The sequence below is a fragment of the Bilophila wadsworthia ATCC 49260 genome (genome assembly GCF_000701705.1).
Classification (GTDB): domain Bacteria; phylum Desulfobacterota; class Desulfovibrionia; order Desulfovibrionales; family Desulfovibrionaceae; genus Bilophila; species Bilophila wadsworthia.
The window spans coordinates 14256-38108 of record NZ_JNJP01000037.1; the positions used below are offsets into that span (position 1 = coordinate 14256).

At 62.5% G+C, this 23853-nt stretch carries 21 protein-coding genes; 10 read left to right on the forward strand and 11 right to left on the reverse strand.

Features of this window, described 5'->3' with window-relative positions:
- Window positions 1-186: 186 nt before the first annotated feature.
- The 3 genes from T370_RS0112920 to thiF all read left to right on the forward strand — a co-directional run bounded on the left by T370_RS0112920 (window position 187) and on the right by thiF (window position 2950).
- Complete coding sequence (locus tag T370_RS0112920) at window positions 187-990, forward strand: thiazole synthase (RefSeq protein ID WP_005030445.1); 804 nt, start codon at window positions 187-189, stop codon at window positions 988-990.
- On the forward strand, window positions 987-2156 hold the full coding sequence (gene thiH / locus T370_RS0112925; protein WP_029435957.1) for a 2-iminoacetate synthase ThiH: 1170 nt from the start codon (window positions 987-989) through the stop codon (window positions 2154-2156). Before T370_RS0112920 ends, thiH begins: the two co-directional genes overlap by 4 nt.
- A 170-nt stretch (window positions 2157-2326) precedes the next feature.
- Window positions 2327-2950, forward strand: a complete 624-nt coding sequence (thiF, locus tag T370_RS0112930) for a sulfur carrier protein ThiS adenylyltransferase ThiF (protein ID WP_029435958.1) — start codon at window positions 2327-2329, stop codon at window positions 2948-2950.
- A 324-nt stretch (window positions 2951-3274) separates the two neighbouring features.
- Here thiF and T370_RS0112935 read toward each other — a convergent pair whose 3' ends face one another.
- From T370_RS0112935 to argF, 6 genes are all read right to left on the reverse strand, one after another.
- Complete coding sequence (locus tag T370_RS0112935) at window positions 3275-4231, reverse strand: Tim44 domain-containing protein (RefSeq protein ID WP_029435959.1); 957 nt, start codon at window positions 4229-4231, stop codon at window positions 3275-3277.
- A gap of 146 nt (window positions 4232-4377) precedes the next feature.
- Complete coding sequence (locus tag T370_RS0112940; RefSeq protein ID WP_029435960.1) at window positions 4378-5043, reverse strand: chloramphenicol acetyltransferase; 666 nt, start codon at window positions 5041-5043, stop codon at window positions 4378-4380.
- 3 nt (window positions 5044-5046) lie between these two features.
- Window positions 5047-5934 (reverse strand): DUF4198 domain-containing protein, encoded by an 888-nt coding sequence (locus tag T370_RS0112945; RefSeq protein ID WP_029435961.1) that lies wholly within the window; start codon window positions 5932-5934, stop codon window positions 5047-5049.
- Window positions 5935-5958: 24 nt separating this feature from the next.
- Window positions 5959-6804: a ComF family protein gene (locus T370_RS0112950; RefSeq protein ID WP_029435962.1), complete on the reverse strand. Its 846-nt coding sequence runs from the start codon at window positions 6802-6804 to the stop codon at window positions 5959-5961.
- Complete coding sequence (locus T370_RS0112955) at window positions 6797-7432, reverse strand: flavodoxin family protein (RefSeq protein WP_029435963.1); 636 nt, start codon at window positions 7430-7432, stop codon at window positions 6797-6799. Before T370_RS0112955 ends, T370_RS0112950 begins: the two co-directional genes overlap by 8 nt.
- A gap of 144 nt (window positions 7433-7576) precedes the next feature.
- Window positions 7577-8479 (reverse strand): ornithine carbamoyltransferase, encoded by a 903-nt coding sequence (argF, locus tag T370_RS0112960; protein WP_029435964.1) that lies wholly within the window; start codon window positions 8477-8479, stop codon window positions 7577-7579.
- A 110-nt stretch (window positions 8480-8589) separates the two neighbouring features.
- Here argF and T370_RS0112965 point away from each other — a divergent pair, with 110 nt between their 5' ends.
- The 6 genes from T370_RS0112965 (at window position 8590) to T370_RS0112990 (ending at window position 17613) form a co-directional block, all read left to right on the forward strand.
- A complete protein-coding gene (locus tag T370_RS0112965; protein ID WP_029435965.1) occupies window positions 8590-9375 on the forward strand; it encodes a UPF0280 family protein in 786 nt (261 codons plus the stop codon).
- A 208-nt stretch (window positions 9376-9583) separates the two neighbouring features.
- Window positions 9584-10066, forward strand: coding sequence for a GNAT family N-acetyltransferase (locus T370_RS0112970; protein ID WP_029435966.1), 483 nt, complete (start codon window positions 9584-9586; stop codon window positions 10064-10066).
- Window positions 10067-10180: 114 nt separating this feature from the next.
- On the forward strand, window positions 10181-11635 hold the full coding sequence (locus tag T370_RS0112975; RefSeq protein ID WP_005030468.1) for an MFS transporter: 1455 nt from the start codon (window positions 10181-10183) through the stop codon (window positions 11633-11635).
- Between the two features lie 12 nt (window positions 11636-11647).
- Window positions 11648-12664: a hydrogenase expression/formation protein HypE gene (gene hypE, locus T370_RS0112980; protein WP_009369216.1), complete on the forward strand. Its 1017-nt coding sequence runs from the start codon at window positions 11648-11650 to the stop codon at window positions 12662-12664.
- A gap of 526 nt (window positions 12665-13190) precedes the next feature.
- Complete coding sequence (gene secA / locus T370_RS0112985; protein WP_005030472.1) at window positions 13191-15749, forward strand: preprotein translocase subunit SecA; 2559 nt, start codon at window positions 13191-13193, stop codon at window positions 15747-15749.
- 352 nt (window positions 15750-16101) lie between these two features.
- On the forward strand, window positions 16102-17613 hold the full coding sequence (locus tag T370_RS0112990) for a DUF4139 domain-containing protein (protein WP_248604259.1): 1512 nt from the start codon (window positions 16102-16104) through the stop codon (window positions 17611-17613).
- Window positions 17614-17685: 72 nt separating this feature from the next.
- On the opposite strand, the gene mutL is transcribed toward T370_RS0112990, so the two are convergent.
- Entirely contained in the window at window positions 17686-19755 is a 2070-nt protein-coding gene (gene mutL / locus T370_RS0112995; protein WP_029435969.1) for a DNA mismatch repair endonuclease MutL, read from the reverse strand.
- Between the two features lie 121 nt (window positions 19756-19876).
- On the opposite strand from mutL, the gene T370_RS0113000 reads away from it, so the two are divergent.
- On the forward strand, window positions 19877-20368 hold the full coding sequence (locus T370_RS0113000; RefSeq protein WP_005030478.1) for a GlcG/HbpS family heme-binding protein: 492 nt from the start codon (window positions 19877-19879) through the stop codon (window positions 20366-20368).
- Between the two features lie 195 nt (window positions 20369-20563).
- Here the strand turns inward: T370_RS0113000 and T370_RS0113005 are convergent, their stop codons facing one another.
- The 4 genes from T370_RS0113005 to prmC form a co-directional block, all read right to left on the reverse strand.
- A complete protein-coding gene (locus T370_RS0113005; RefSeq protein ID WP_029435970.1) occupies window positions 20564-21130 on the reverse strand; it encodes an HD domain-containing protein in 567 nt (188 codons plus the stop codon).
- Window positions 21131-21155: 25 nt separating this feature from the next.
- Window positions 21156-21602 (reverse strand): GNAT family N-acetyltransferase, encoded by a 447-nt coding sequence (locus tag T370_RS0113010; protein WP_005030483.1) that lies wholly within the window; start codon window positions 21600-21602, stop codon window positions 21156-21158.
- Between the two features lie 166 nt (window positions 21603-21768).
- A complete protein-coding gene (lpxC, locus tag T370_RS0113015; protein WP_005030485.1) occupies window positions 21769-22686 on the reverse strand; it encodes a UDP-3-O-acyl-N-acetylglucosamine deacetylase in 918 nt (305 codons plus the stop codon).
- 131 nt (window positions 22687-22817) lie between these two features.
- A complete protein-coding gene (gene prmC / locus T370_RS0113020; protein WP_029435971.1) occupies window positions 22818-23765 on the reverse strand; it encodes a peptide chain release factor N(5)-glutamine methyltransferase in 948 nt (315 codons plus the stop codon).
- Between the last annotated feature and the right edge of the window lie 88 nt (window positions 23766-23853).

Here is a 23853-nt window from a genome sequence, read left to right on the forward strand (position 1 = left end):
CCCGGAACAGGCGAATCTCCTGAAGGACGGAGGCCTCTCCGCCTTCCTTTGTCTTTCCTCCCTCATGCGTCGGCTGCTGGGGGGACCCGACAGGCGTTGCTCCGCACCGCCGGGTGCTCTTTTCGGAGCGTTCTTTTGGGGTGTTTGCCCCGTCATATTTTCCGAGTGTTCACTCAAGGATGGGCTATGAAAACGAGTTCGGATGCATTGATCATCGGCGGTGTGGAACTGCACAGCCGTCTGTTCATCGGTACGGGAAAATACGGTTCGGACAGCCTGATTCCGGCGGTCGCGGAAGCTTCCGGCGCGGAAGTCATCACCGTGGCGCTGCGGCGTGTGGATCTCGGCAACTCGAAAGACAATGTGCTGAGCCACATCCCCGGCACGATGCGGCTTTTGCCGAACACGTCCGGCGCGCGTACCGCCGACGAGGCCGTGCGCATCGCCCGTCTGTCCCGTGCCGCAGGATGTGGCGACTGGATCAAAATCGAAGTCATCTCCGATACGCGCCATCTCCTGCCCGACGGCTACGAAACCGCCAAAGCCACGGAAACCCTCGCCAAGGAAGGCTTCACCGTCCTGCCGTACATGAACCCCGATCTGTATGTGGCCCGCGATCTCGTGAATGCCGGAGCCGCCGCCGTCATGCCCCTCGGTGCGCCCATCGGCACGAACCGCGGCCTCCAGACCAAGGAAATGGTCCGTATCCTCATTGAAGAAATCAGCCTGCCCATCGTTGTCGATGCGGGCATCGGCAAGCCTTCGCAGGCCTGTGAAGCTATGGAAATGGGCGCGGCGGCCTGCCTCGTGAACACCGCCATTGCCACGGCGGGCGATCCGGTACGCATGGGCGCGGCCTTCGGCGAAGCCGTGCGCGCCGGGCGCAACGCCTTTCTTGCCAAGGCAGGCCCGGTCTTGCAGGGCGGGGCGTCGGCCTCCTCGCCGCTGACCGGGTTCCTCGGCGGCCATGACGAGGGGGCTGCGTCATGAGCCGCCTGTTTTCCGACGTCCTGCCGGAGTGGCCTTTGGATGAAGTGGAGTCCGGGCTGGCCTCGGCCACGGAAACGGATGTGCTGGCCGCGCTGGAACTGGCGGAAAACGGCCGACGCCTGAACGCCCGGGATTTCATGGCGTTGGTATCTCCCGCCGCCTCTCCGTATCTTGAAACGATGGCCCGTATTGCCCGCGACGTGACGGTCCGGCAGTTCGGGCGCTCCATCCAGTTGTTTACGCCGCTTTATCTCGCCAACTACTGTACCAACCAGTGCGTGTACTGCGGCTTCAACACCAAGAACCATATCCATCGCTCCATGTTGACGATGGACGAGGTGGAGGCCGAAGGCAAGGTCATCGCCGCGACCGGGCTCCGCAACATCCTGCTTTTGACCGGTGACGCTCCGAAGCTGACCGGGCCCGCGTACATCGCGGAGGCGGCCCGTCGCCTGCGCCCGTATTTCCCGAGCATCGGCGTCGAGGTCTATTCCATGAGCGAGGATGACTATCGGATGTTGGTGGACGCGGGAGTGGATTCGTTCACGATGTTTCAGGAGACGTATAACGAGGAGCTATACCTCAAGCTGCATCCCGCCGGTCCCAAACGCGATTTCCGGTTCCGTCTGAACGCTCCGGATCGGGCGGCCCGGGCGGGTATGCGTTCTGTGAACGTGGGCGCGCTGCTCGGCCTCGATCAGTGGCGGCGCGACGCCTTTTACACCGGGCTGCACGCGGACTGGATTCAGGCGACGTATCCCGGTGTGGACATCGCCGTTTCCGCGCCGCGTATGCGTCCGCATGAAGGTTCGTTCAACGACATCCATCCCGCTTCCGAACGGGATTTGGTGCAGTATATCCAGGCACTCCGGCTCTATCTGCCCGCCGCCGGGATCACGCTGTCCACGCGCGAGCGCCCGTTCCTGCGCGATCGGCTCATCGGGCTTGGCATCACCAAGATTTCGGCGGGCGTTTCCACCGCCGTGGGCGGACATGCCCATGCCGCGCAGGATGTCGCCGAGGAACACGACACAGCCCAGTTTGAGATCGCCGACGATCGGGATGTTGATCAGATGATTGCCGCCATTGAGGCGCAGGGATACCAGCCCGTGTGCAAGTCGTGGGAGCCTCTCGACGAAGCGTACGCCTGCGGCAAGTCGGCGTAGGGAGAGGGACGTGTGGAGGCTGGGGAGACTGGGGAGGGGAAAGGGCCCCTTTAGGAAAAGGGGCCCTTTCCCCTCCCCAGACCCCACCCCTATCCCCCAAAACTTTTGACTGGCGGGGAGGCCGCTCGGCGGGAGTTCCGTTGTGCGGGATGTTGTGGATGAGGTGCGGAATGGCGGATGGGGTTATTGGCTGGGATGCGGTATTGGAAGGGCATCTTGCGGCGGAACAGTGCAAGGTGTTGGCGTCGGCGCGCATCGGCATGGCCGGAGCGGGCGGGTTAGGCTCCAACTGTGCCGTCTTTTTGGCCCGGACGGGTATTCGGGATTTCGTGATTGCGGACCCGGATGTGGTGGCGTTGTCCAATTTGAACCGCCAGCATTTTTTCCCCCGGCATTTGGGATTGCCGAAGGTGGAGGCGCTGGGCGCGGTCTTGCGGGAACTGAATCCGTCCGTCATCCTGCGGCTTGAGCAGCGGGCTCTTGATGGCCCTTCGGCCTGTGGATTGTTTGCCGGATGCGACATCGTCGTCGAGGCCGTGGATGATCCCGAAGTGAAAAAGAATCTCGTCGAAGCATTGCTGTTGGCCGGGCACCGTGTGGTTTCCGCCTCCGGCATGGCCGGGTGGGGCGGCGTTCCGATGACCGCCCGGAAGCTCGGAAGCCGTCTCGTCGTGGTTGGCGATCACGTCAGCGGTATCGGGCCCGGTATGCCGCCCCTTGCGCCTCGCGTCGTCATGGCCGCCGCTATGGAGGCCGATGCCGTTCTGGAAATGTTGCTGGGCGAGTGTCGCTGAAGCATTGGGAAAGGGAGGAAAGGTTTTCTGAAGGACGCTTTTCCCTGTTCTCCTCCACCCCTATCTCTCCTTTTCCCTAAAACATTCGACGTTATTGAATCCCCGTTTCCCCTTGTGCGATCCACAAAAGAAAAGTCCCGAACCGCATAAGGTCCGGGACTTGCTTTTTACCGAAATGCCGGGGGACGCCCTGTAAGGGGGGCAGCTTCCCGTGCCGCCCATCCCGCCATTGCCCTTACAAAAGTTTTAGGGGGATGGGGTTCGTGGAGGGGAAAGGGAGCCCTTTTTGAAAAAGGGCCCTTCCCTCTCCACGATTCACTTCATCTACACATTCTCAACCTGCTGGATGCCGTCGAGCTTCCAGGTGCCGTCGCCGGAGGCGGGGCGGACGAAATGCCAGATTTCGCGGACGTCGATGGGCGCTTCCTGCGAGGGGTCTTCGCGGAGCAGGACGTTGAAATAGACCTGCGCGATCTGTTCGTCGCCGACGGTGTCCACGGAGAGGAGCGAGGCGTTCACGAGCATGATTTCGGTGTTGCCGGGGGTCTTGTCCTCGGCGGCCTGCTGCTGGATCTCCTTCTGGAACGCTGGGGTGGAGAACTGGGCGATATCGGAAAGATCGCGCTTGTCCCACGCATTGTTCAGACGGGTATAGGCGGCCTTCGCGCCGCGAAGGAACTCTTCTTCATCGAATCCGGCAGGCTTCTTGGGTTCATCCTGATACAGGGGCTGCTGGCCGGAAGACGGCGTGGTCAGCGCGTCCCAGTCAAAACCGCCCTTGCCGCTTTGGGGAGCCGCCGTACGCTGATGCGTCGAATCGGAGCCGGGCGTGCTGCGGAGCGAGTCGAAACCGCCCGCATTGGGCTGTCCTGCGCCCTGTGTTGCGGCGCGGCGTCTGCTGAAGAACTTGAACGCGAGGAAAAGGAGACCGCCGATAAGGATGATGTCGAGGAAGCCGCCGCCATTGAAGCCGCCGCCAAAGAGCAGCGAGCCGAGCAGGCTGCCGGCGAGAAGGCCCCCGAGCATACCGCCCATGCCTCCGAAAAGACCACGGCTCGGAGCGGCGGAGTTGGCCATCTGCTGGCTCTGGCGGTTGGTCTGCTGATTGAACGAGGAGGAAGGATTAGAGGGCAGCGGTTTCGTGTAGGGCTGGCTCATGGACGGGCGTCCGCCGAAGGAACGGCCACCGCCGATACGAGCGGCGTCGGCCTCACCATAGGCGAAAGCCAGCATGACCAGAACCAGTACGGCGCTGAGACAGGCATAAAACGACTTGGGCATGATGTGTCCTCTGGATGGTTGGGCAGGCATTTCCTGCCGCTGGTTTGGGTGTTGCAGTGTATAGGGTAAGGACGAAGAGGGAAAAAAGCAAGCCCGGCACGTCCTTGCTGGGGAGCGCGACCGGGCTTTCTCATATGGCGGAGGCATCAGGGGCGCATCCATTGGTCGGAGGATGCGGCGAGCGCCTGCATGTCGTTGATGAGCTTGCTGGTGTGGTACCCGTCGGCCGCCGCATGATGGACGGAGACGGCGATCGGCAGGAGCGTGTCCGGCCCCTGAGCGAAGTACTTGCCGAAGGTGATGATGGGCGGCAGGAAGGGCGGTTCCGTGGCCTGCACATGGGCCATGCCGGTAAAGCTCAGCCACGGCAGCGCGGACATGGGACAGCAGTTGGCCGGCCTGCCGGGTTTGGCCCGGACGCCTTTGATATCTTTGTAGGTTTCCATGTCGTGCAGGACGTTTTGGTAGAAAACGGGAAACGATTCGTCGTACTCGCTCCAGACGTCCGAAAACGTTTTGTCGTCGTCATGGAAGATCGTATAGGACGGATTGATGAAATCCCAGTAGCCGGGCGCGCCGTGCTCGTTGAAGCCCATGCGGAATTCCCGGTTCGCGTTGATGGCCCGCGTCGCGATGTAGAGCAGGAGCGGGTAAAAACGCAGGCCGAGGGCCTTGCCGCGTTCGCGCAGGGCGGTGACGGTCAGGTGGGCTGTCAGGTCGTAACGGCATTTCACCGTGCGTATATAGTAGTCGAAATGCTCGCTGCGAGGCCATGCCGCCCGATCGAGCAGGTGAAACGAGGCATCGCGCATGGTTTATTTCTTGCTTGGAGCCGTTTTGGGGCAGTCGTTCATGTAGACCCAGAAAATGGTCTTGATTTCCAGCGGTTTCTGCTTGCCTTCGGGATCTTGGAGGGGATCGCCGGCCATACTGGTCGAGAAAGCCCACCAGCCGGGGAGCGGACAGACGAACGTGAAGACGCCCTGGCTGTCGGCTTTGACCTGCTGCGTGGCGCCGAAGGCGGAAATGGGCTGCGGCGTGGGCTGCTTATCCTGCTTTTTGGCCTTGGGCTGGGCCTTGTCGTCCTGCGGCGGCGCGTTGGGATCTTCCGGCTGGGCAACGTTGGGCTTGATCGCCGGATCGAGGCGGGCCACGTCGATGAGCGCCCCGGGGATGGGGGTGCCGTCGAAGAGGGCCTGCCCGGAGAAGGCCATGCCCGAGCACAGGCCGAAGGGACGGCTCAAGGGCGAGATCTCAAAGCTGATGTTGGCGGGCTTGTCCCAGCCTTCGGCGGACCCGTAGGCCGGGATCTGCACCTTGGTGACGTACTGGACGAACTTGTCCTGTTCGGGGACCCAGCCCGCCTTGGTTTGCATGACGAGCTGGTAGACGCCGGGGTGGGGCAGGGAAATGTTTGTGGTCCATGCGCGAGCACCGTAGGCGACGACTTCGTCGAGGACGGAGAGGTGTTCGCTCCGGTCCATGTTGTCTCCGCTGTAGCGCAGTGCCGTGAAGACTTGCGGGCGTTCAATAGGGATGCCCGCGCCCGTTGCCGGATCAATGGCGCAGATGACGAGGTTGAGGGATGTTTTTTCCGGGTCGTCAACGATGGGGCTGTCGGGAAGGACCAGTCCGAAACCGGCATGGGCCGGAGCGGCCAAGAGCATGGCCAGTCCGAGGGTCATCAGGGTACGTCCGAACATGAAAGGCCTCCGCAGTCGGAATTCTCAGCTGTTTTTGGGGAGTGACTCGTGTGGGGAGCTCCAGTTGTACTGGAAGTCGTGCTTTTCGCGCGGTGTTCTGGCGACGACGGCCACATCCACGGCGGCGGCCCCGGCATGTGGATCGAGCAGGGCGAGGGCGGCGCGGCGCAAGGTTGTGCCGGTCGTGTAGGTGTCGTCGACAAGCAGGATGCGCTTGCCCCGGACTTCCGGGAGGGAAAGGAACGCGCTCTTGAGGTTGGCGACGCGTTCGGCTTCGCTCAGGCCCACCTGATGCCGGGTGGGGTGCTGGCGGAGCAGCAGATCGGGCACGAGCGGCACGCCGAGGGCATCGGACAGGGGGCGGGCCAGTTCCTGGCACTGATTGAATCCGCGCTCGCGCAGCCGCGTGGAGTGCAGGGGCACGGGGACGATGGCGTCGGGCTTGGGCAGATCCTTGCAGGAGAGGGCGAGGAACCGCCCGAGCAGGTGCAGCACGGCGGGGTCGGCGCCGAACTTGCCGCGCAGGAGGAGCGTTTTCAGCGCGCCGCTGTATGCGCCGTAGAAGCGGAAATGCTCCCACGGCGGCGGCGTCTTTTGGCATGTCTCGCACAGGGCGGGCTCGGAGTCTGAGAAGGGCTGGAGTTCGCCGCACGAGGGGCAGTAGCCTCCCTTGCGTGGACGGAGCAGGGCCCGGCAGGAGGGGCAGAGGGGGATCTGCATACGCTGCTCGTTGTCGGCATCGGCTGGCAGTTCCCCCCGGTTCAGCGGGGAAAAAGGGATATGGCACAGGATACAGCGCCGCTCATCCAGCGAAGTGGCGTGGAGCAGATCCCGTAACGGTTGGAGAAAACGAAAGCTTCGTTCATTCATGATAGAAACGTGTGGCCTGTTCGGCGGCTTCGAGCCCGAATCGTTCAATCTGGGCAATGGCTTGTGAATGCAAAAGATCGGTGGGCCGCTCCACGCCGCGCAAAAGCAGCGGCTCATGCAGGCTGAATCCCAGCGTATCCAAAAAACAGCGCAGGATCAGGAGGTTGGCCTCAAAGAGCCTGTCGCCCCGCGTACGCGCCGCGCAAAGGACGGCATGGGCGGGACGGCGCGGCGTGCGCGTTCCTTCCCGGCGCTGTTCCCAAAAAATCTGTGCCCGGTCGATGAAGCCCTTGAGCAGCGCCGGGGGGCCATAAAAATAGACGGGGATGTTCAGGATGAGGCTGTCCGCGTGTTCCATCCGCCGGAACAGATCCGCAACGTCGTCCCCGTCAAAGACGCAATGCCCCGGGTGTGCGGAACAATAGCCGCAGCCGATGCAGGGATGGATCGCGTATTCCCTCAGCCTGATGCGGTCCACGGTCGCGCCGCGCGACAAAAGGGCCTGTTCCAGCAGACGGGCGGAGGCGTCGGTGCTGCCGTCGGGATGCGGACTGCAGGCCAGAAGGCAAACGTGCGGCGTTTGTTCGGGAGGGTCCAGTTCGGCGCGGGAAGGGAAGGGCGATTCCATGAATCCTCCTTTTGTCGGGCGGAGAACACGTTTGTGCCGGAACGCCGGAGAAAGGCTGGTTTAAAACCATTCTCCCCGACAGGGAGGATGTCAATGATTTTGGGAAAACGCTCCGGCCCGGAGTTTGGGCCGGAGCGGCGGCTTCTAGTCGGAGAAAACCCATTCGAGGATGGCTTTCTGGGCGTGCAGGCGGTTTTCCGCTTCATCCCAGACAATGGAGGCTTCGCTTTCCATGACCTCGTCGGTCACTTCCTCGCCGCGATGGGCGGGCAGGCAGTGCAGGAACTTGACGCCGGGAGCGGCGAGGCTCATGAGTTCGCTGTCCACGCAGAAGCCCTTGAAGGCTTCCTCGCGCTTTTTCTGCTCCTCTTCCTGCCCCATGGAGGCCCACACGTCGGCATAGATGTAGTCCGCGCCGTCGACGGCGAGCTTGGGATCGTGGGTCAGGAAGATCTTCGCGCCGGACTGGAGCGCAAGGGCGAGAAGCTGCTGATCGGGCTCATAGCCGGGGGCGATGGCCATGTTGAGCTGGAACGGGAAGTACATGGCGGCTTCGATCCACGAATTGGCCATGTTGTTGCCGTCGCCCACCCAGGTTACGGTGACTTTGGAGAAGTCGGGGGTGCGCTCGTAGATGGTCAGGAGGTCCGCCATGAGTTGGCAGGGATGGCCCTGATCGGTGAGGGCGTTGACCACCGGGAGGGAGCCGTATTCGGCGAGTTCGTCGAGCTTTTCCTGGCCGAACGTGCGGACGATGAGGCAGTCCACGTAGCGGGAGAGCACGCGGGCGGTGTCGCGCAGGGGTTCGGAGCGGCCGAGCTGGCTTTCGGCGGGGGTCATGAAGATGGTCGTGCCGCCGAGCTGGCGGACGGCGACGTCGAAGGAGACGCGCGTGCGCGTGGAGGCTTTTTCAAAAATAAGCGCAGCAACCTTGCCGTCCATGCAGTGACCGCGATAGTTGGTCTCTTTCATTTCCTTGGCACGGCGGATGATTTCCCATGCCCCGCTGTGTCCGAGGTCGCGGATTCTCATGAAATGCTTTGGCATGACGTTCTCCTGTATGGACGCGTTGGAAAAAGTGAAAAGGTGATGCCCGGCGGGCGGAAATCGACTTTGCGAACACATTTTTTTAGAATCAATCGTACTAAAAGTAAAGGATGGGCAGGACTGTGAAAGGGATTCATCTTGATCCGCACCGCGGATACCGGGAACGCTGCGCCCCGCGTGACGGCGAGCACGGGTTTCAGCTCGTGATCGGGGAGACGGATCTGCGGGTGACGGCGGTGTCGCCCCTGCCGGAAGGCTTCAAGGATGCCTTGGCGGCACGCGTGCGTACGCTGCGCGGCGAGCTGGAGGCGTGGATTGTGCTGCATCCCGAATTCCGGCACAGCCTTGTGCCCGTCCCGCTGTCCTGTTCCGCCCCTCCTCCCGAAATCGTCCGGCGCATGACCGAGGCTTCGGCTATCGCCGGGGTGGGGCCGTTCGCGGCGGTGGCGGGGACCATCGCGCAGATGGCGGCGGAATCGCTCGTGGACCGCTCTCCGGATCTCATCATAGAGAACGGAGGTGACATTTTCATGTACTCGCGGCGCGATCGTGTGGTGGGGCTGCTGCCCGACCCCGAGTCCGGGGTGCTCATCGGGCTGAATGTGGCGGCGTCGGCATGCCCGTTGGCGCTGTGCGCCTCTTCCGCGACCATCGGGCATTCCCTGAGCTTCGGGCAGGGCGAGCTGGTGCTTGTGCGCTCCCCGGACGGGGCGCTGGCGGACGCGCTGGCGACGGCGTTGTGCAACCGTCTGCAAGGCCCCGGCGACGTCAAAGCCGTGGTGGGCTATGCCCGGCGCTTCGTGAAGCATGGGCTCACCGGGATTTTCGCCCAGTGCGGGGGAGCCATCGGCGTCTGGGGCGACATGGAGCTGACGGCGGTGGAGCAAGATTCTTGAAGAGCGGGGGAAGCCTCGGAGGTGGGGGGACGTTTCTGAAGGCAGGGGCCCCCTTCCCCTCCTTCCCCAAAACTGCCGGCGCGGAGCCCTTCCCGCCCTTTCCAAAGGGGGTATATCCCTGCCCGCAGCCTTTTCCGGCACAGAGTACCTTTTGTTATGAATCTCATCTCAATGCCGAAGTGTTCCAATCATTATTATGGGAAGAGCCATGCACACCATCACGCAACTTGCACCTGACGACGTCCCCGCGGCGGCGGAGGTCATTCGGCAGGCGTTCGCCACAGTCGCCGAGGCTTTTGATCTCACGGAAGAGAACTGCCCCACGAACGGAGCCTTCCTGCGGGACGCGGCACTGGCCGAGGAACAGGAGCGGGGGACCGTCCTGTACGGCCTGTCCGATGAGGACGGTTTGTCCGGTTGCATGGCCCTCAAGCGGAAAGACGAGGCGACGTTCTCTCTCGAAAAGCTGGCTGTGGCCCCGTGGAGCCGGAACCGGGGATACGGCGGGGCGCTGGTGGCGCACGCCGTGGAGGAGGTGCGGCGGTCCGGAGGCGGAACGATCTGCATCGGGGCCATGTACGAAAACAGGAAACTGGTGCGCTGGTACGAGCGGCAGGGCTTCAGCATTACGGGAACCCGGAAGTTCGCGCACCTCCCGTTCGTGGTGTGTTTCATGGAGAAGAGCGTGTGAGGGCGGGGCGTCTTGGACAGGGCGGAGCACGGGTGGGATGCGGCGTTAGAAAGATTGATCAAGCGTTCAATTTGGACGATTGACCCCCTCTCAAAGGGGACGTACAAGGTTCTCATGAGAACTGAACATCCGAATGCTTCCTGCAATGTGGAACGTCCCGTCGTCTCCCTGCGCACCGTCATTATCGCCGTGGGGGCCGCCCAATTCATGCTGCCGTTCATGCTGTCCGGCGCGGGGCCGCTGCTGCCCGCCATCGGGCGGGATCTGCACGCCAGCGCCATGCAGTTGAGCCTCATCAACGCGGCCTACACGTTGTCGCTGGCGATTTTCCATCTGGTGGCGGGCCGGGTGGGGGACATGGTCGGGCGCAAGCGGCTTTTCCTCAGCGGCCTGTCGCTGTTCGTCGTCATGTCGGCCTTGCTGCCGTTCGTGACGAACATCTGGCTGTTCCTGTGCTGCCGTTTCGTACAGGCGATGGGCACCGCCATCATGAACACCTGCGCGCTGGCGATCCTGGTGAGCTGTGCGCCGCCGGAACAGCTCGGCAGGGTGCTCGGGCTCACTTCCATCGGCGTGTACAGCGGCCTGTCGCTCGGCCCCGGCCTGTCCGGGCTTCTCGGCACAGCCCTTGGCTGGCAGTTCCTCTTTTTCAGCGTGGTCCCCATCGGGATCATCGCGTGGCTGCTCATGTACTGCAATGTCCGCTGCGACTGGAAGGACGCCCCGGACGATCCCTTCGACTGGCGGGGGAGCCTCTTCTATACGCTTGCCGTCAGCCTGCTGTCCATCGGGGCGATCTGGCTCTTTTCCGGCGCATGGGCGGGCGTCCTGTTCGCCTTGGGGGTGGTGTTCCTCGGGCTGTTCCTGTGGGAGGAGCGCCGTTCGCACCATCCCATCCTGGACGTCGCCTTCCTCGTGAAGAACAAGGCGTTCGCCCTGAGCACGCTGGCCTCCTTCATCAATTATAGTTCCATTTTCGGCGTGACCTTCTATTTTAGCCTGTACCTTCAAGGCGTCCACGGGCTGACCCTGCTCGAAACCGGGTTGCTCCTGTCGGCGCAGCCTGCCGTTCAGGTGTTTATTTCACCGCTTGGCGGGCGTATGGCGGACAGGCACGGCGCGGACATCATCGCCACGATCGGCATAGCGGTGTGCGGCGTCGGCCTGCTGCTGGCCTCTTCCCTCGACGGGGCGTCGTCGCTGTGGGTGGTCACGCTGGTCCAGCTTGTGATAGGCTCGGGCATCGCGCTGTTCGCGTCTCCGAACACCAGCGCGATCATGACCAGTGTGGACGAAGCGCACATGGGGCAGGCTTCGGGGCTGGTGGGTACGGCCCGCACGCTCGGGACGCTGTCGAGCATGGTCATCATTTCCCTGACCATGAACGCCTATCTGGGCGACGAGGCGCTCGGCCCGAACAATATTCCTGAGTTTCTGGAGGCGATGCACATCAATTTCGCCCTGTTCGGGATACTCAACCTGCTCGGGATCTTCTGTTCGCTCGGAAGGATGGGCGGCCGCGTCAGGCGTTTTTCGCATCGGCTGTTCCATCCGTGGAATCATCATTAAGACAGGTCGGTTATGACAAAGACACTTCTTCTGGATTGCGGCAGCGGCGGAAGGGCCTCCCAGCGGCTCATCAACGAACTCTTTCTCGAACAGTTCGACAATCCCATTCTCCGGACGCTGGACGACGCCGCCAAGCTGGAACTTTCCGGTCCCATCGCCATGAGTACGGACGGGTATACCGTCACCCCGCTGTTCTTCCCCGGCGGCAACATCGGCACCCTGGCGGTGCACGGCACGGTCAACGACGTGTCCATGCTCGGCGCGCGGCCCAGATATCTGACCTGCGGCTTCATCCTTGAGGAAGGGCTCGATCTCGATCTGCTGCGCAAGGTGGTGGAAAGCATGGCGGAGGCGGCCCGCAGCGCCGGGGTGCTCATCGTGTCCGGCGACACCAAGGTCGTGCCGCGCGGGGCCTGCGACAAGCTGTTCATAACCACGGCGGGTGTGGGCGAAATCCTTGCGGACCCGTCGCCGTCCGGCAGCGGCGCCCGGCCCGGCGACGCCATTCTGGTGAGCGGGGCCGTGGGCGATCACGGGCTTGCCGTGCTCGGGCAGCGCGACAGCCTTTCGTTCCTGCAAGGCGTCGAGAGCGACAGCGCTGCGCTCAACAAGATGGTGGAACGCCTGATGCTTGAGGTCGGGGATATTCATGTGTTGCGCGATCCCACGCGCGGCGGGCTGGCGACCACGCTGAACGAGATCGCCGGGCAATCCGGGGTGGTCTGTTCCATCGAGGAGGCCGCGATCCCGATCCACGATGCGGTGCGTTCCGGCTGCGACGTGCTCGGCCTCGATCCCCTGTACCTCGCCAATGAGGGCAAGATGCTGTGTTTTGTGCCGGAAGCCAAGGCTCAGGCCGCGCTCGACGTGCTCCGCTCCGAGCCGCAGGGGCGCGAGGCCGCCCGTATCGGCACCGTGCTCGAAGCCGTGGCCCCGTCCCGTCCCGGTCAGGTCGTGCTCCAGACGCCCATCGGAGGCCGTCGCCTGTTGTCCATGCTTGAAGGCGACCAGTTGCCGAGGATTTGTTAGAAGAATCGGGGAAATATAGGATATGTGGGGAGGGGAGAAGGAACTTTTCTGAAGAAAAGCTTCCTTCTCCCCTCCCCACACCCCTCCCCTCATCTTCCAAAGACTTTTGTAACCGGCATCAGGCGCGGCGTTGTATGCCGGGCGGGGCCGGATGAAGAAACTTTAATGTCTGCGGGGGCTCACGAGCTGAGTGCGGGGGATTGCTGCGCTGCCTCGTTTCCTCCTGAACTCCTTTCGTGCAGCCTTCCCCCGTCGAAGTTTTTGCTGGAGGGGTACAGGGGAGGGCGCTTTTTTCAAAAAGCGTCGTCCCCCGATTCATCCGTCTTCATAATGAGAGGCTCCACAAACGCGGGAGCGAGGGCAAGGCACAGAGACTTTTGGGAAGGCGTTTTTTTCCTGTGGAAAGACAGCCTTCCCTTTCTGTTATAAAGAAAACCCTGTTGTCGTCATTTGCCAATCGGTGAAGCATGTCTTATTAGTTGGGGGATGCGGTGCTCGCCGTGTATCCTCTTTTTCGGGAGTTTTCATGATAGGTTTCCTCGTACGCAAGATTTTCGGTAGTAAAAACGATCGTTTTCTGAAAAAACTCAGGCCGCTGGTGGCTAAAATCAATGCGCTTGAGCCCGAAATGCAGGCCCTTGCGGATGAGGAACTGCCGCAGCGCTTGGCCGTCTATAGGGAACAGGTGCAAAACGGGGAAAAGGATCTGGACGCCGTTCTCCCCGAAGTGTTCGCCTTGGTCCGCGAGGCCAGTACCCGCGTGCTCGGTATGCGGCATTACGATGTGCAGCTGCTCGGCGCGATGGCTTTGCACAACGGCAAGATTGCTGAAATGAAAACAGGCGAAGGCAAGACCCTCGTCGCCACTCTCGCCGTCATCCTGAACTCGCTGGAAGGCAAGGGCGTCCACGTCGTTACCGTCAACGACTACCTCGCCAAGCGTGACGCCGAATGGATGGGCCGGCTGTACAACTTCCTCGGCCTTTCCGTAGGCGTCATCGTCGCGGGCCTGAGCGACGAACAACGCAAGGAAGCGTACGGCGCGGACATCACCTACGGCACGAACAACGAGTTCGGCTTCGACTACCTGCGCGACAACATGAAATTTTACGCCGAGCAGCTGGTGCAGCGCGGCCACCATTACGCCATCGTCGACGAAGTGGACTCCATCCTGATCGACGAAGCCCGTACGCCGCTCATCATCTCCGGCGCGTCCGACGAATCCACCGATCTGTACCAGAAGGTGGACGAAGTTGTCCGCACACTCGAAAAGGAAAAGCACTACACGGTCGACGAAAAGGGCAAAACCGCGTCGCTCACCGACGAAGGCGTGCTGTACGTGGAAGAACAGCTCGGCATCGAGAACCTCTACGACACCGCCAACATCACCGCGCAGCATCATGTGTTGCAGTCCCTCAAGGCGCACACCGTATTCCGCCGCGACGTCGACTACATCGTGAAGGACGATCAGGTCGTCATCGTCGACGAGTTCACGGGCCGCCTCATGGCCGGACGCCGGTTCAGCGACGGCCTGCATCAGGCTCTCGAAGCCAAGGAACACGTCACCGTCGCCGCCGAGAACCAGACCCTCGCCAGCATCACGTTCCAGAACTATTTCCGCATGTATGACAAGCTGTCGGGCATGACCGGCACGGCCGACACCGAAGCCGTGGAATTCGCCCAGATCTACGGTCTGGAAGTGTCCACCATTCCGCCGAACCGCCCCATGGTCCGCAAGGACATGCCGGACCTCATCTACCGGACGCGGCGTGAAAAGATGCAGGCCATCATTCAGGCCATCAAGGAACTGCACGCCACGGGCCAGCCCGTGTTGGTGGGTACGATTTCCATCGAAACGTCCGAACTCATTTCGCAGCTCCTGAAACGCGAAGGCGTGCCGCACAGCGTGCTCAACGCCAAGCACCACGCGCAGGAAGCCGAAATCGTCGCGCAGGCCGGTCAGGCCGGCAAGGTGACCATCGCCACCAACATGGCGGGACGCGGTACGGACATCAAGCTCGGGGAAGGCGTCGTCGAACTCGGCGGCCTGCACATCCTCGGCACCGAACGCCACGAGAGCCGCCGTATCGACAACCAGTTGCGCGGCCGTTCCGGCCGTCAGGGCGATCCGGGCTCCTCGCGTTTCTATCTGTCGCTCGAAGACGATCTCATGCGCCTGTTCGGTTCCGACCGCCTTTCCGGGCTCATGCAGAAACTCGGGATGCAGGAAGGCGAGCCCATCGAGAACAACATGGTTTCCCGCGCCATCGAGAATGCCCAGAAGCGCGTGGAAGGCCATCACTTTGAAATCCGTAAGACCCTGCTGGACTATGACAACGTCATGAACCAGCAGCGTACCGTCATCTACAGCCTGCGCCGGGATCTGATGCAGGAGCCGGATCTTGAGCCCATCCTGAACGAGTATTTGTCCGATCTGCTGGACGATATGTATGCCGGGCTCGAAGTTTCCAAGGCCGCACGCGACATCGAAGATGAAAAGCCCGTGCGCGCCCGCCTGTCCGAGGTCATGAACATCGACCGCGTGCTGCCCGGCGATGCGCCCCTGCCGACCCGTGAAGAGGCGCAGGAACTGGTGCTGTCCATCATGGCCCAGTTGCGGGAAGAGGCCGGGCCGCTGTACGCGGACCTGCTGCGTTACTTCCTGCTTGAGGAACTGGATCGCGGCTGGAAGGAACACCTCCGCAACATGGACTTCCTGCGCGACGGCATCGGCCTGCGCGGCTACGGCCAGCGCGATCCCAAGCTGGAGTACAAGCGTGAAGGCTTCAACATGTTCCAGGAACTGCTTGTGCACATCCGTGAGGGAGCGTTCCGCGCCCTTACCCGCGTGCGCGTGGAGCAGCGGCCCACGGAAGTTGCGGAAGAAGTTGTCGCCGCGCCCGAGCCGGAACCGATGTTCCAGCACAAGGAGCAGCCGCAGCAGCTTTCCTACTCCAACGAACCCGAAGATCTGCTCGGGGCTCCCGCTCAGGCCAAAGCCGAGAACAAGCCGGGCCGCAACGATCCCTGTCCCTGCGGCAGCGGCAAAAAGTACAAGAAGTGCTGCGGCGCGAACGAGAAATAGTGAAAGCGGTTTTGGGAAGGGGAGAGTGTTCCGAAAAAGGCTCTCCCTCCCTCAAGATTGCCAGCGAGGGCACAGCCCTCCCGCCTCAAGGCTTTTGTAGGGGATCCCTGTGTGGGGATTGACCCTGACGCAGAAAAGATTGCATGTGCAAACGCCTCCTGTGCTGGTCGCGGGAGGCGTTTTTTGTGGGAGCTGGAGGATGGGATCGGAAACGCGTGAGATTGTCATGGCTTTTTCAAGGGAGTTCGGAGAAACTGAATCACCTCCTCGTTGGGATATGAAAATGGAAAGATGTTTGGGGAGGTGGCTGAAAGGCCCCCTTTTTTTGTTTGAGCTGCAAAGTGAGGTAGTGATGCGAAACCGTCTGGTGTTGTTGGCGGCTTTGATGTGGTGTCTGTCCGGTGTCGCGGCAGCGGCTCCGGCGATGGATATTGTGCTGTATCCTTCGAGCGCGCAGGTGCAGGTTGACGATACGCTGCCCGTGAAGAACGGGGCGGTGGCCTTTGTGGTCCCTGCGGGTACCGACTTGGAGTCTCTCGTTATTTCCTTGGATAAAGGCGAAGTCATCAGCCGCCGGGCAATCCCGGTTCTGGTGGCGGACAGCGAGACCGTAGCGGCGTTGCGCCAGGACTTGGCCGAAGCGCGTGCACATGCGGCGGGGCTGGAAGGCGAAGCCGCAGCGGTGGCGGCGCGGATCTCGCTGTGGAGCAAGGGCGCGCTGGCGCAAGAGGTTTCGATGGCGGAGATGGAAAAGCTGGATGCGGTTATGCCGGAACGCCTCAAGGCGTTGTATGTGCAGGCCGCAGCACTGGAGCCGCAGGTCAAGGAAGCGCGGGAAGGCGTGGCGCGCCTTGAGCAGGCCTTGTCCGAATACGGCGATGCGGCGACGGGCACCCAGGTCGAGGCGCAGGTCGGCGATCTCTCCGGAAATGTCCGGGTACGCTATTCGTACATGCTGTCCGGATGCGGCTGGTCTCCGGCCTACCGGTTCGATGCGGAGCCGGAAAAGGGATTGGTGCGTTTCACGCAGCAGGCGGAAATCCGGCAGGCGACGGGGCAGGACTGGAAGGGCGTGCATCTTACGCTGGCTTCCGCCGATCCGGGCAGCGGATTGCAGCCGGGCAGCCTGCCGAACTGGACGTTGCGGAAGGTGGAGCATATGCCCCGGGCGCTCGCCGCGAGCCCCGTCATGGAGCAGGCGGCGATGGACGCGGCCCCCAATATGATGATGAAGGCGGCTCCGCCCGTAGATGTCCGTGAAATGGCGACGTTCGCGGCGTGGGACTTGGGGACGCGCACGGTTCCCGCCGGTCGGCCCGTGCTGTTCGAGTTGGCGCGGGGTGACTGGAAGGCGTCGTTCGTCCGCTTGGCCCGTCCCGGCTACGGCGGCAAGGCGGCGTGGCTGATGGCCGAGGTTCGTTTGCCCGAAGCCGTGGACTGGCCGCATGGCCCGGCCCAGTATTCGGTGGACGGGTTGCCCGTGGGGGCGGGAACATTTGCGCTGTCAGGGGATCACGAGGATATGTTCTTCGGCAGGGATTCCCGTGTGACGGTGGACATGAAGCAGGATCTCCGCCAGAGCGGCAGCAAGGGCTTTGTGGGCAAGCGCCAGACCCGCGACTGGAAGTGGACGATTGAGGTAACCAACAGCCATACGCAGCCCGTTGCCGTGCGCGTGGAAGATCCCGAACCGCAGATCGGCGACAGCGCCATCGAGGTGAAGGTCGTCGCCAAGCCCGCCCCGGTTGTGAAGGATCACGTCAACACGTGGAATCTCACCGTGCCCGCTTCCGGCAAGAGCGTCATCGACTACACCGTCGAAGCCTCCGCGCCCGAGGACATGCACTTTATCTACGGAAGGTAGAGAAAGTGGGAGGGGAAACTTTCTTCAAAAAGCTTCCCCTCCCCAAACCTCTTCCTCTCTCCGCCAATTCCCTTACCCCATCCTTTTGAACATCTTGTCCAGATCGCTGGTGCCCCATTGCAGGACGCAGGGCCTCCCGTGCGGGCAGAACTGGCGGTTCTCGGTCATGAGCCACTGGGCGATGAGGTTGACCGCTTCATCCGGGGCGAGGGCGTCCCCGGCCTTGATTGCAGCCTTGCAGGCCATTGTGGCCCAGAGCGAATGGAGATCCTCCTTGCGCCCGGCGAGTACCTCACGGATGAATTCCCCGGCGGCGGCACGCTCCAGCAAAGGCGGCACGGCGTGCACTTCGAGCACGGTTCCGGCTCCCTGTTCCCGCAGCGCCAGCTCGAACCCGAGCGCGGAGAGGGATTCGTGAAACTCCTGAATGCGCTCCCGTTCCGCCGGATGCAGCGTATATTCGAGCGGCAGCACCAAGGGCTGGGACATGCCCGAAAAGCCCCCGGCCTCTATCCGGGACACCAGCACCCGCTCGTGTGCGGCGTGCTGGTCGAGGATCAGCAGGGACGCGTTGTCGCGGCCGTTGCGTATATCCCGGAGCAGCAGATACGTCCCGCCGATCTGCCCCATGTACACGTAAGGGCCGACGCGTACTTGGCCTTCGCCAAGCTGCTCGATTTCGGGCTGTTCGGGCTCGGAGGGGCTGGCGCGGTTGGCGGCTGGTGGCTGCACGGCGGCGTGCGGCGCGGTTTCCGGTAACGGAGCCGCACCTGCCGTCGGAGGCTGCGGAGCCGCGAACGCTTGGGGGGCTTCGTGGAAGGATGGGGCGGCGGGCTTGCCGGGAACCTTGTCCCACGGAAGCCCTTCCTCGCCATACAGCAGCGGCTCGGGGACAGAGTCCGGTTCGGAGGCTGGCCGTTCCGATGCGGGGGGCACGGCGGAAGGCGTTTCTTCGTGATCCGGCGGGATGAGGGGTTGCTGCCGGGGCCGCATGATCCGCTCTCGATCCGCCTCGCCCCAAAAGCCGAGGGGCTTGGGCTCGTACGCGGGGGCATGGCGCGCTTCTTCGCCGGAAGGGGCCGCGTCAAGATCGCCCGTGGGGAGATTGCGGACAACCGCCTCCTCCACGGCCCGGAGCACGGCCCCGAACACGGAGCGCTCATCCCGGAAACGGACTTCGATCTTGGCTGGGTGCACGTTTACGTCCACTTCTTCCGGAGGCAGATCCATGAACAGGACGATCTGCGGGTATTCCTTGGAAAGGAGGCGCCCCTTGTAGGCTTCGCGGACGGCGCGCAGGATGACCTTGTCGTTGACGGCCCTGCCGTTGACGTAGAGCAGCATCCGGTCGCCGCGCGGCTGGGCCTGTCCGGGCGGGGAGACCAGCCCGTGGACGCGGATGTCATTGGTGGTGCGGTCGAACGGCAGCAGGGTTTCCGTAACGGAATCGGGCCAGATGACCGAGAGGCGTTCCTGCAGGGACTGCCCGGCGGGGAACCGCAAGACTTCCCGCGTCCCGGCAAGGAAGATGAAGCCCGCGTCCGTATGCGTGAGCGCCAGACGGGTGAGGAGTTCCTGCGCACGCTTCTGTTCGGTCGCGGGCGCTTTCAGAAATTTGAGGCGGGCGGGGATGGTGGCGAAGAGGTCGCGGATTTCGACGACCGTTCCCTTGTGCAGGCCGCTCGGCCCTTGCTGGGCGAGCACGCCGTGTTCCATCTGGATGAAGGCCGCGTCGGGCTCGGCGTCTTCCGAGGCGCGGAAAGCCGACTCCATGCGGAAACTGGACACGGACGCGATGCTCGGCAGGGCTTCGCCGCGGAACCCGAAGGAGCTGATGTGCCAGAGATCGTCCATGCTGGTTATTTTGCTGGTGGCGTGGCGCGTGACGGCCAGCTCCAGCTCGGCGGCGGGGATGCCCGCGCCGTTGTCCCTGACCCGGATGAGGCTCTGCCCGCCGTTTTCCAGCGTGACCTCGATCAACGTTGCTCCGGCGTCAAGGCTGTTTTCCACAAGTTCTTTGACTACGCTTGCGGGGCGTTCCACGACTTCACCGGCTGCGATCTGATTGCGCAGTTCGGGTGAAAGGAGGTGGATGCCGTGGCGTCCGGCAGGCGAACCGTCGTGAGGGGATGTTTCGTTCATCCATTTGATATAGTGTCTTGCGGAAAAAGGCGCAAGTGGATACCGTAGAGCAAAGCGGAACGCCGGGTTGCGTTCCGTGGGATGGGGCGCTTTGCCCATACCGCAACAGATGGAGGTTTTCATGCGTCGTCTTCTCTTGTCCGGTCTGATGGTTCTGGCTTTTTCCGTCACCGCGTTCGCGGGTGTGGATGTGAGCAAACTCCAGCTTCCCGGCGACATCACGCAGGCGCAGGCCGATACGGTCATCAAGGGCGCTCTCGCCAAAGCCAAAGAGCAGGGCGTGCCCATGAACATTGCCGTCGTGGACGCCGGGGGCAACCTGAAGGCCTTCACGCGCATGGACGGGGCCTTCCTCGGCAGCATCGACATTTCCATCGGCAAGGCCCGTACCGCCCGCCTGTTCAACATGCCGACGTCCGCCCTCGGCGCGGCCTCGCAGCCCGGCAAGGAATTGTACGGCATTGAAGTCACCAACAACGGTCTGGTCATTTTCGGCGGCGGCGAACTGCTCAAGAACAAGGACGGCGTCATCGTCGGTGCCGTCGGCGTGAGCGGCGGCAGCGTGGCTGAGGATACCAACGTGGCCAAGGCCGGCGTCGCGGCGTTCAAGTAGCCGGCTGAATAAAAAACGGGAAGGGTGGAGACGGTTGCCGGGAATAGGCCGGTGCGTTTGCCGCCCTCCCTTAGCCTCCCTTTTCCGACAAACGGGGCGGATAGGTGAAGGCTTTCGGCGGGCTTGCCGTCAGGCAAAGAAAGGCATGGGAACCGGATGGTTCCCATGCCTTTGTCGTTTGGGAGGCGCGAGCGTTTAATCTGTACCGTGGAGCTTGGCGGCGGTTTCTTCGTCCAGAAGCGTGCGGAGTTCGCGCAGGAATCCGCTGCCCTCGAAGTATTCTTTTCCGTAGCCGAGATTGAACCGGTAGTCGAAAGCCTCCGGGTTGCGTCCCTGATTGTGCTGGATAATGGTTTCCGCCTTGTCCAGCGCCTTGACGAGCCGGGCTTCCGGAGTTGCGTTCGCGTTGTATTCCCGCCACAGGGCCAGCAGGGATTCGGCTTCCCGCTCGGGGAGCAGGGAAAAGGCCTTGCGCACGGCCCGGCTTTCCTCGTCGGTTTTTTCTTGCGGGTCCGGGCACAGTGCCGCCGAAATGTCTCCGCCGTAGAGTTCGCCCATGTCGTGGATCAGGCTCATCATGAGCACTTTTTCCCTGTTCAGGCCGGGAAGGCGTCCGGCGGCGAGCCCGGCGAACAAGGCCAGCCGCCACGAATGCTCAGCCGTGCTTTCGCGCCGCCCGTCGTGTGTCCAAGCCGTGCGGGTGACGGCCTTCAGCCGCTCGGCTTCCTTGATGAATCGCAGGTACTGCTCAATGAAATCCATAGGTGTTTTTCCTGGGGCTTTCCGGTCAGGCCAGCTCTTTTTTGAGGTAAAGCATGTCCGTGAGGAGAACGCCGTCTTCATAGATTGGTTCGGGGTAGTTGTCGGTAAAGAATCCGGTGACGGTGTGCGTGTGCGTGAAACCGAACCGGGCGTAAAAAGCCACGCCGGGGCCTGCGGTTCCCACATACATCGCCCGGAAACGTGCCGCGTAGAATTTGAACAGGGTTTCCATCAGGCGGGTGGCATACCCCTGCTTTTGGAATTGGGGGTCGGTGGCGAGGTTCTTGAGTTCGCAGGCCGTGTCGGAATAGGGGATGACCACAGCCACGCAGACGGGCGCGTCGCCGATGGAGAGGACATGCATATCCCCAGCTTCCAGATAGCGATCGATCATGGCTTCGCAGGGGTCCGCGAGCAGAAGGAGCGGAAGGTACTGTTTTTTGTCGGTCGTGATGGTCTGGAAGGTGGCCATTGTCGTTCCCCAAAAAAAGGTTGATGGCGTTTCCGCTCGTGAGGGAAAAGAAAAGCGTCTGCCGTTCCGGAAGGGGCGGCGGGTACGGAAAAGGGGGAGCGGCGTACCGCGCGGGGAGATCCCGCAGGGCATTCCGCTCCCCCCTCGTCAGGTCGGATCGGGTGTCTTACGCCAGAGCCAGCGAACCTTCGTAGGCGGGACGCTTTTCGCGGGTCTTGCGGTTTTGGGCCTCTTCAAGGGAGAGGTCGATGAGCTGGAGCGCCCGTTCGCTTTCCGCCTTGCGCAGGAAGGCGTTGTTCAGCTGATGGCCGGAGCAGCATATTTCGAACTGGCCCTGAATGGGCATCCCGAGCATGGCCATGTCGCCGATGAAGTCCAACACCTTGTGGCGGACGAATTCGTCCTTGTAGCGCAGGCCTTCAGGATTCATGACGCCGTTGTCGTCGAGCACGACCACGCTTTCCAGAGAGCCGCCGCGGGCGAGGCCGTGGCTATGCAGGTATTCGACGTCCTTGAAGAAGCCGAAGGTGCGGGCGTTGGCGACGCGGGTAAAGTTTTCCGGAGTCACTTCCATGCTGAAGCGCTCGCGGCCGATGGTCGGATGGGGAAAGTCGATGGTGCAGTCCACACGGAACCCGGCATAGGGGAGCGCGCGGATGTACTTCTCGCCGTCGCGCAGTTCCAAGGGGCGGCTGATGCGCATCACCTTGCGGGGCGCGGGCAGCTCACGGATGCCGGCTTCGGCGAACAGTTCCAGAAACGCCGCAGCGGAGCCGTCCATAATCGGGATTTCGCCGCCTTCGACGCTGATGATCAGGTTGTCGATGCCGAGGCCAAGTACGGAAGCCAGCAGGTGTTCCACCGTGGAGACGGTGGCCCCGTTCGAACCGAGAGTGGTGGCGAGCACCGTCGTGGCGACGGCTTTGGGGGCGGGACTCACGCGGCGGATGCCATCCGGGGTATGGATGTCGAAGATGATGCCCGTGTTGGCCGAAGCGGGGCGAAGAGCAAGGTAGACCTTGTTGCCGCTGTGCAGGCCAATACCGGAACAAGTAACGACGCGTTGAATAGTAGTCTGGTTCATGGAATCCCTCCGCTCTAACCTACAGCAAGAAACGGGCCAAAACCTTTATTTGTCATATCTCCTTTGAACAATACGAAAAAAATGTATTGTGACAAAAAAACCATCGTGTCTTTTCCACAACACTGTGGCCCTCAAGCCGCGGGTTTCCGAGCGCTCGCCACTCGATCATGGCCTGACAAGTCTTTGAGAATCAAGACGTTTTCCCATTTGTGGCTTTCAAGCAACACTTTTATGGCAGCGCCTTGCGCATAGCCGTGCTCCATGAGTAGCAGGCCGCCCGGTTTGAGGGCCACGAAAGCCTCCTGAGCCACGGCTATCAGGTGTTCCAGCCCTTCCGGCTTATCCGGGGGAGTGGAAGGGGCATGGCTGTGGCTGCCGCCGTGGTCATGATGGTGGTCATGGCTGGGGATCTTGTCCGAGTCCACAAAGTTCGGGACGAGCGCCGTGACAGGTTCGAAATCACGGACTTCGGCGGAGAGCCCTTCATATTCGGTTTTGCCGACATAGGGCGGGTTGCTGACCAGCAGATCCAGCGATTCCGGGCGCAGGAGAGGTCGGGTGAAGTCGGCGCGGACGGGTTGGAGCCGCTGGCGGACATCGTGGCGCACGGCGTTTTGGCAGGCCACGGCCAGCGCGCGGCCGGACAGATCGACCATGAGGCCGCGCCAGTCTGGGCGTTCCGCGCACAGGGTCACGGCGATGCAGCCGCTGCCCGTACCCAGATCCGCAAAGCTGGCGGGGCCGTCGCAGCCTTTGAGGGCCGCTTCGATGAGGTGCTCGGTTTCAGGGCGGGGAATGAGGGTGGCGGGCGTGACCCGGAAGTCCCTGCCGTAGAATTCGCGCTGGCCGAGAAGGTAGGCGGCGGGTTCGCCATCGGCCCGGCGGCGGAGCAGGCCGGTCATGCGGGAAAGCTGATCGCTGGTGAGGAAGGTTTCCGGACGGGTGGCGAGTTCCACACGGCTGATGCCGCAGACGTGCTGGAGGATGAGTTCGGCGGACAGGCGCGGCGAGTCCACCGCGGCCTCATGCAGCGTGCGGGTCGCTTCGCGGACCCAGTCGGCTCGGGAAAGTTCAGGCATGGGTAATCCTTTGGGTATGAAAGGTGGGGGAGGGGAGAAGGGGCCTTTCTTCAGAAAGGCCCCTTCTCCCCTCCCCCACACCCCCTCC

What these genes read in the sequence shown, in the direction of transcription:
- mutL (WP_029435969.1), bottom strand. Translation starts at nt 19,755, where the DNA reads ATGAACGAAACATCCCCTCACGACGGTTCGCCTGCCGGACGCCACGGC.
- T370_RS0112950 (WP_029435962.1), bottom strand. Translation starts at nt 6,804, where the DNA reads ATGAATGAACGAAGCTTTCGTTTTCTCCAACCGTTACGGGATCTGCTC.
- T370_RS0112945 (WP_029435961.1), bottom strand. Translation starts at nt 5,934, where the DNA reads ATGTTCGGACGTACCCTGATGACCCTCGGACTGGCCATGCTCTTGGCC.
- T370_RS0112955 (WP_029435963.1), bottom strand. Translation starts at nt 7,432, where the DNA reads ATGGAATCGCCCTTCCCTTCCCGCGCCGAACTGGACCCTCCCGAACAA.
- thiH (WP_029435957.1), top strand. Translation starts at nt 987, where the DNA reads ATGAGCCGCCTGTTTTCCGACGTCCTGCCGGAGTGGCCTTTGGATGAA.
- argF (WP_029435964.1), bottom strand. Translation starts at nt 8,479, where the DNA reads ATGCCAAAGCATTTCATGAGAATCCGCGACCTCGGACACAGCGGGGCA.
- T370_RS0112970 (WP_029435966.1), top strand. Translation starts at nt 9,584, where the DNA reads ATGCACACCATCACGCAACTTGCACCTGACGACGTCCCCGCGGCGGCG.
- lpxC (WP_005030485.1), bottom strand. Translation starts at nt 22,686, where the DNA reads ATGAACCAGACTACTATTCAACGCGTCGTTACTTGTTCCGGTATTGGC.
- T370_RS0112935 (WP_029435959.1), bottom strand. Translation starts at nt 4,231, where the DNA reads ATGCCCAAGTCGTTTTATGCCTGTCTCAGCGCCGTACTGGTTCTGGTC.
- T370_RS0112965 (WP_029435965.1), top strand. Translation starts at nt 8,590, where the DNA reads ATGGGCAGGACTGTGAAAGGGATTCATCTTGATCCGCACCGCGGATAC.
- T370_RS0112920 (WP_005030445.1), top strand. Translation starts at nt 187, where the DNA reads ATGAAAACGAGTTCGGATGCATTGATCATCGGCGGTGTGGAACTGCAC.
- hypE (WP_009369216.1), top strand. Translation starts at nt 11,648, where the DNA reads ATGACAAAGACACTTCTTCTGGATTGCGGCAGCGGCGGAAGGGCCTCC.
- T370_RS0112975 (WP_005030468.1), top strand. Translation starts at nt 10,181, where the DNA reads ATGAGAACTGAACATCCGAATGCTTCCTGCAATGTGGAACGTCCCGTC.
- T370_RS0113000 (WP_005030478.1), top strand. Translation starts at nt 19,877, where the DNA reads ATGCGTCGTCTTCTCTTGTCCGGTCTGATGGTTCTGGCTTTTTCCGTC.
- prmC (WP_029435971.1), bottom strand. Translation starts at nt 23,765, where the DNA reads ATGCCTGAACTTTCCCGAGCCGACTGGGTCCGCGAAGCGACCCGCACG.
- T370_RS0113010 (WP_005030483.1), bottom strand. Translation starts at nt 21,602, where the DNA reads ATGGCCACCTTCCAGACCATCACGACCGACAAAAAACAGTACCTTCCG.
- secA (WP_005030472.1), top strand. Translation starts at nt 13,191, where the DNA reads ATGATAGGTTTCCTCGTACGCAAGATTTTCGGTAGTAAAAACGATCGT.
- T370_RS0112990 (WP_248604259.1), top strand. Translation starts at nt 16,102, where the DNA reads ATGCGAAACCGTCTGGTGTTGTTGGCGGCTTTGATGTGGTGTCTGTCC.
- T370_RS0112940 (WP_029435960.1), bottom strand. Translation starts at nt 5,043, where the DNA reads ATGCGCGATGCCTCGTTTCACCTGCTCGATCGGGCGGCATGGCCTCGC.
- thiF (WP_029435958.1), top strand. Translation starts at nt 2,327, where the DNA reads ATGGCGGATGGGGTTATTGGCTGGGATGCGGTATTGGAAGGGCATCTT.
- T370_RS0113005 (WP_029435970.1), bottom strand. Translation starts at nt 21,130, where the DNA reads ATGGATTTCATTGAGCAGTACCTGCGATTCATCAAGGAAGCCGAGCGG.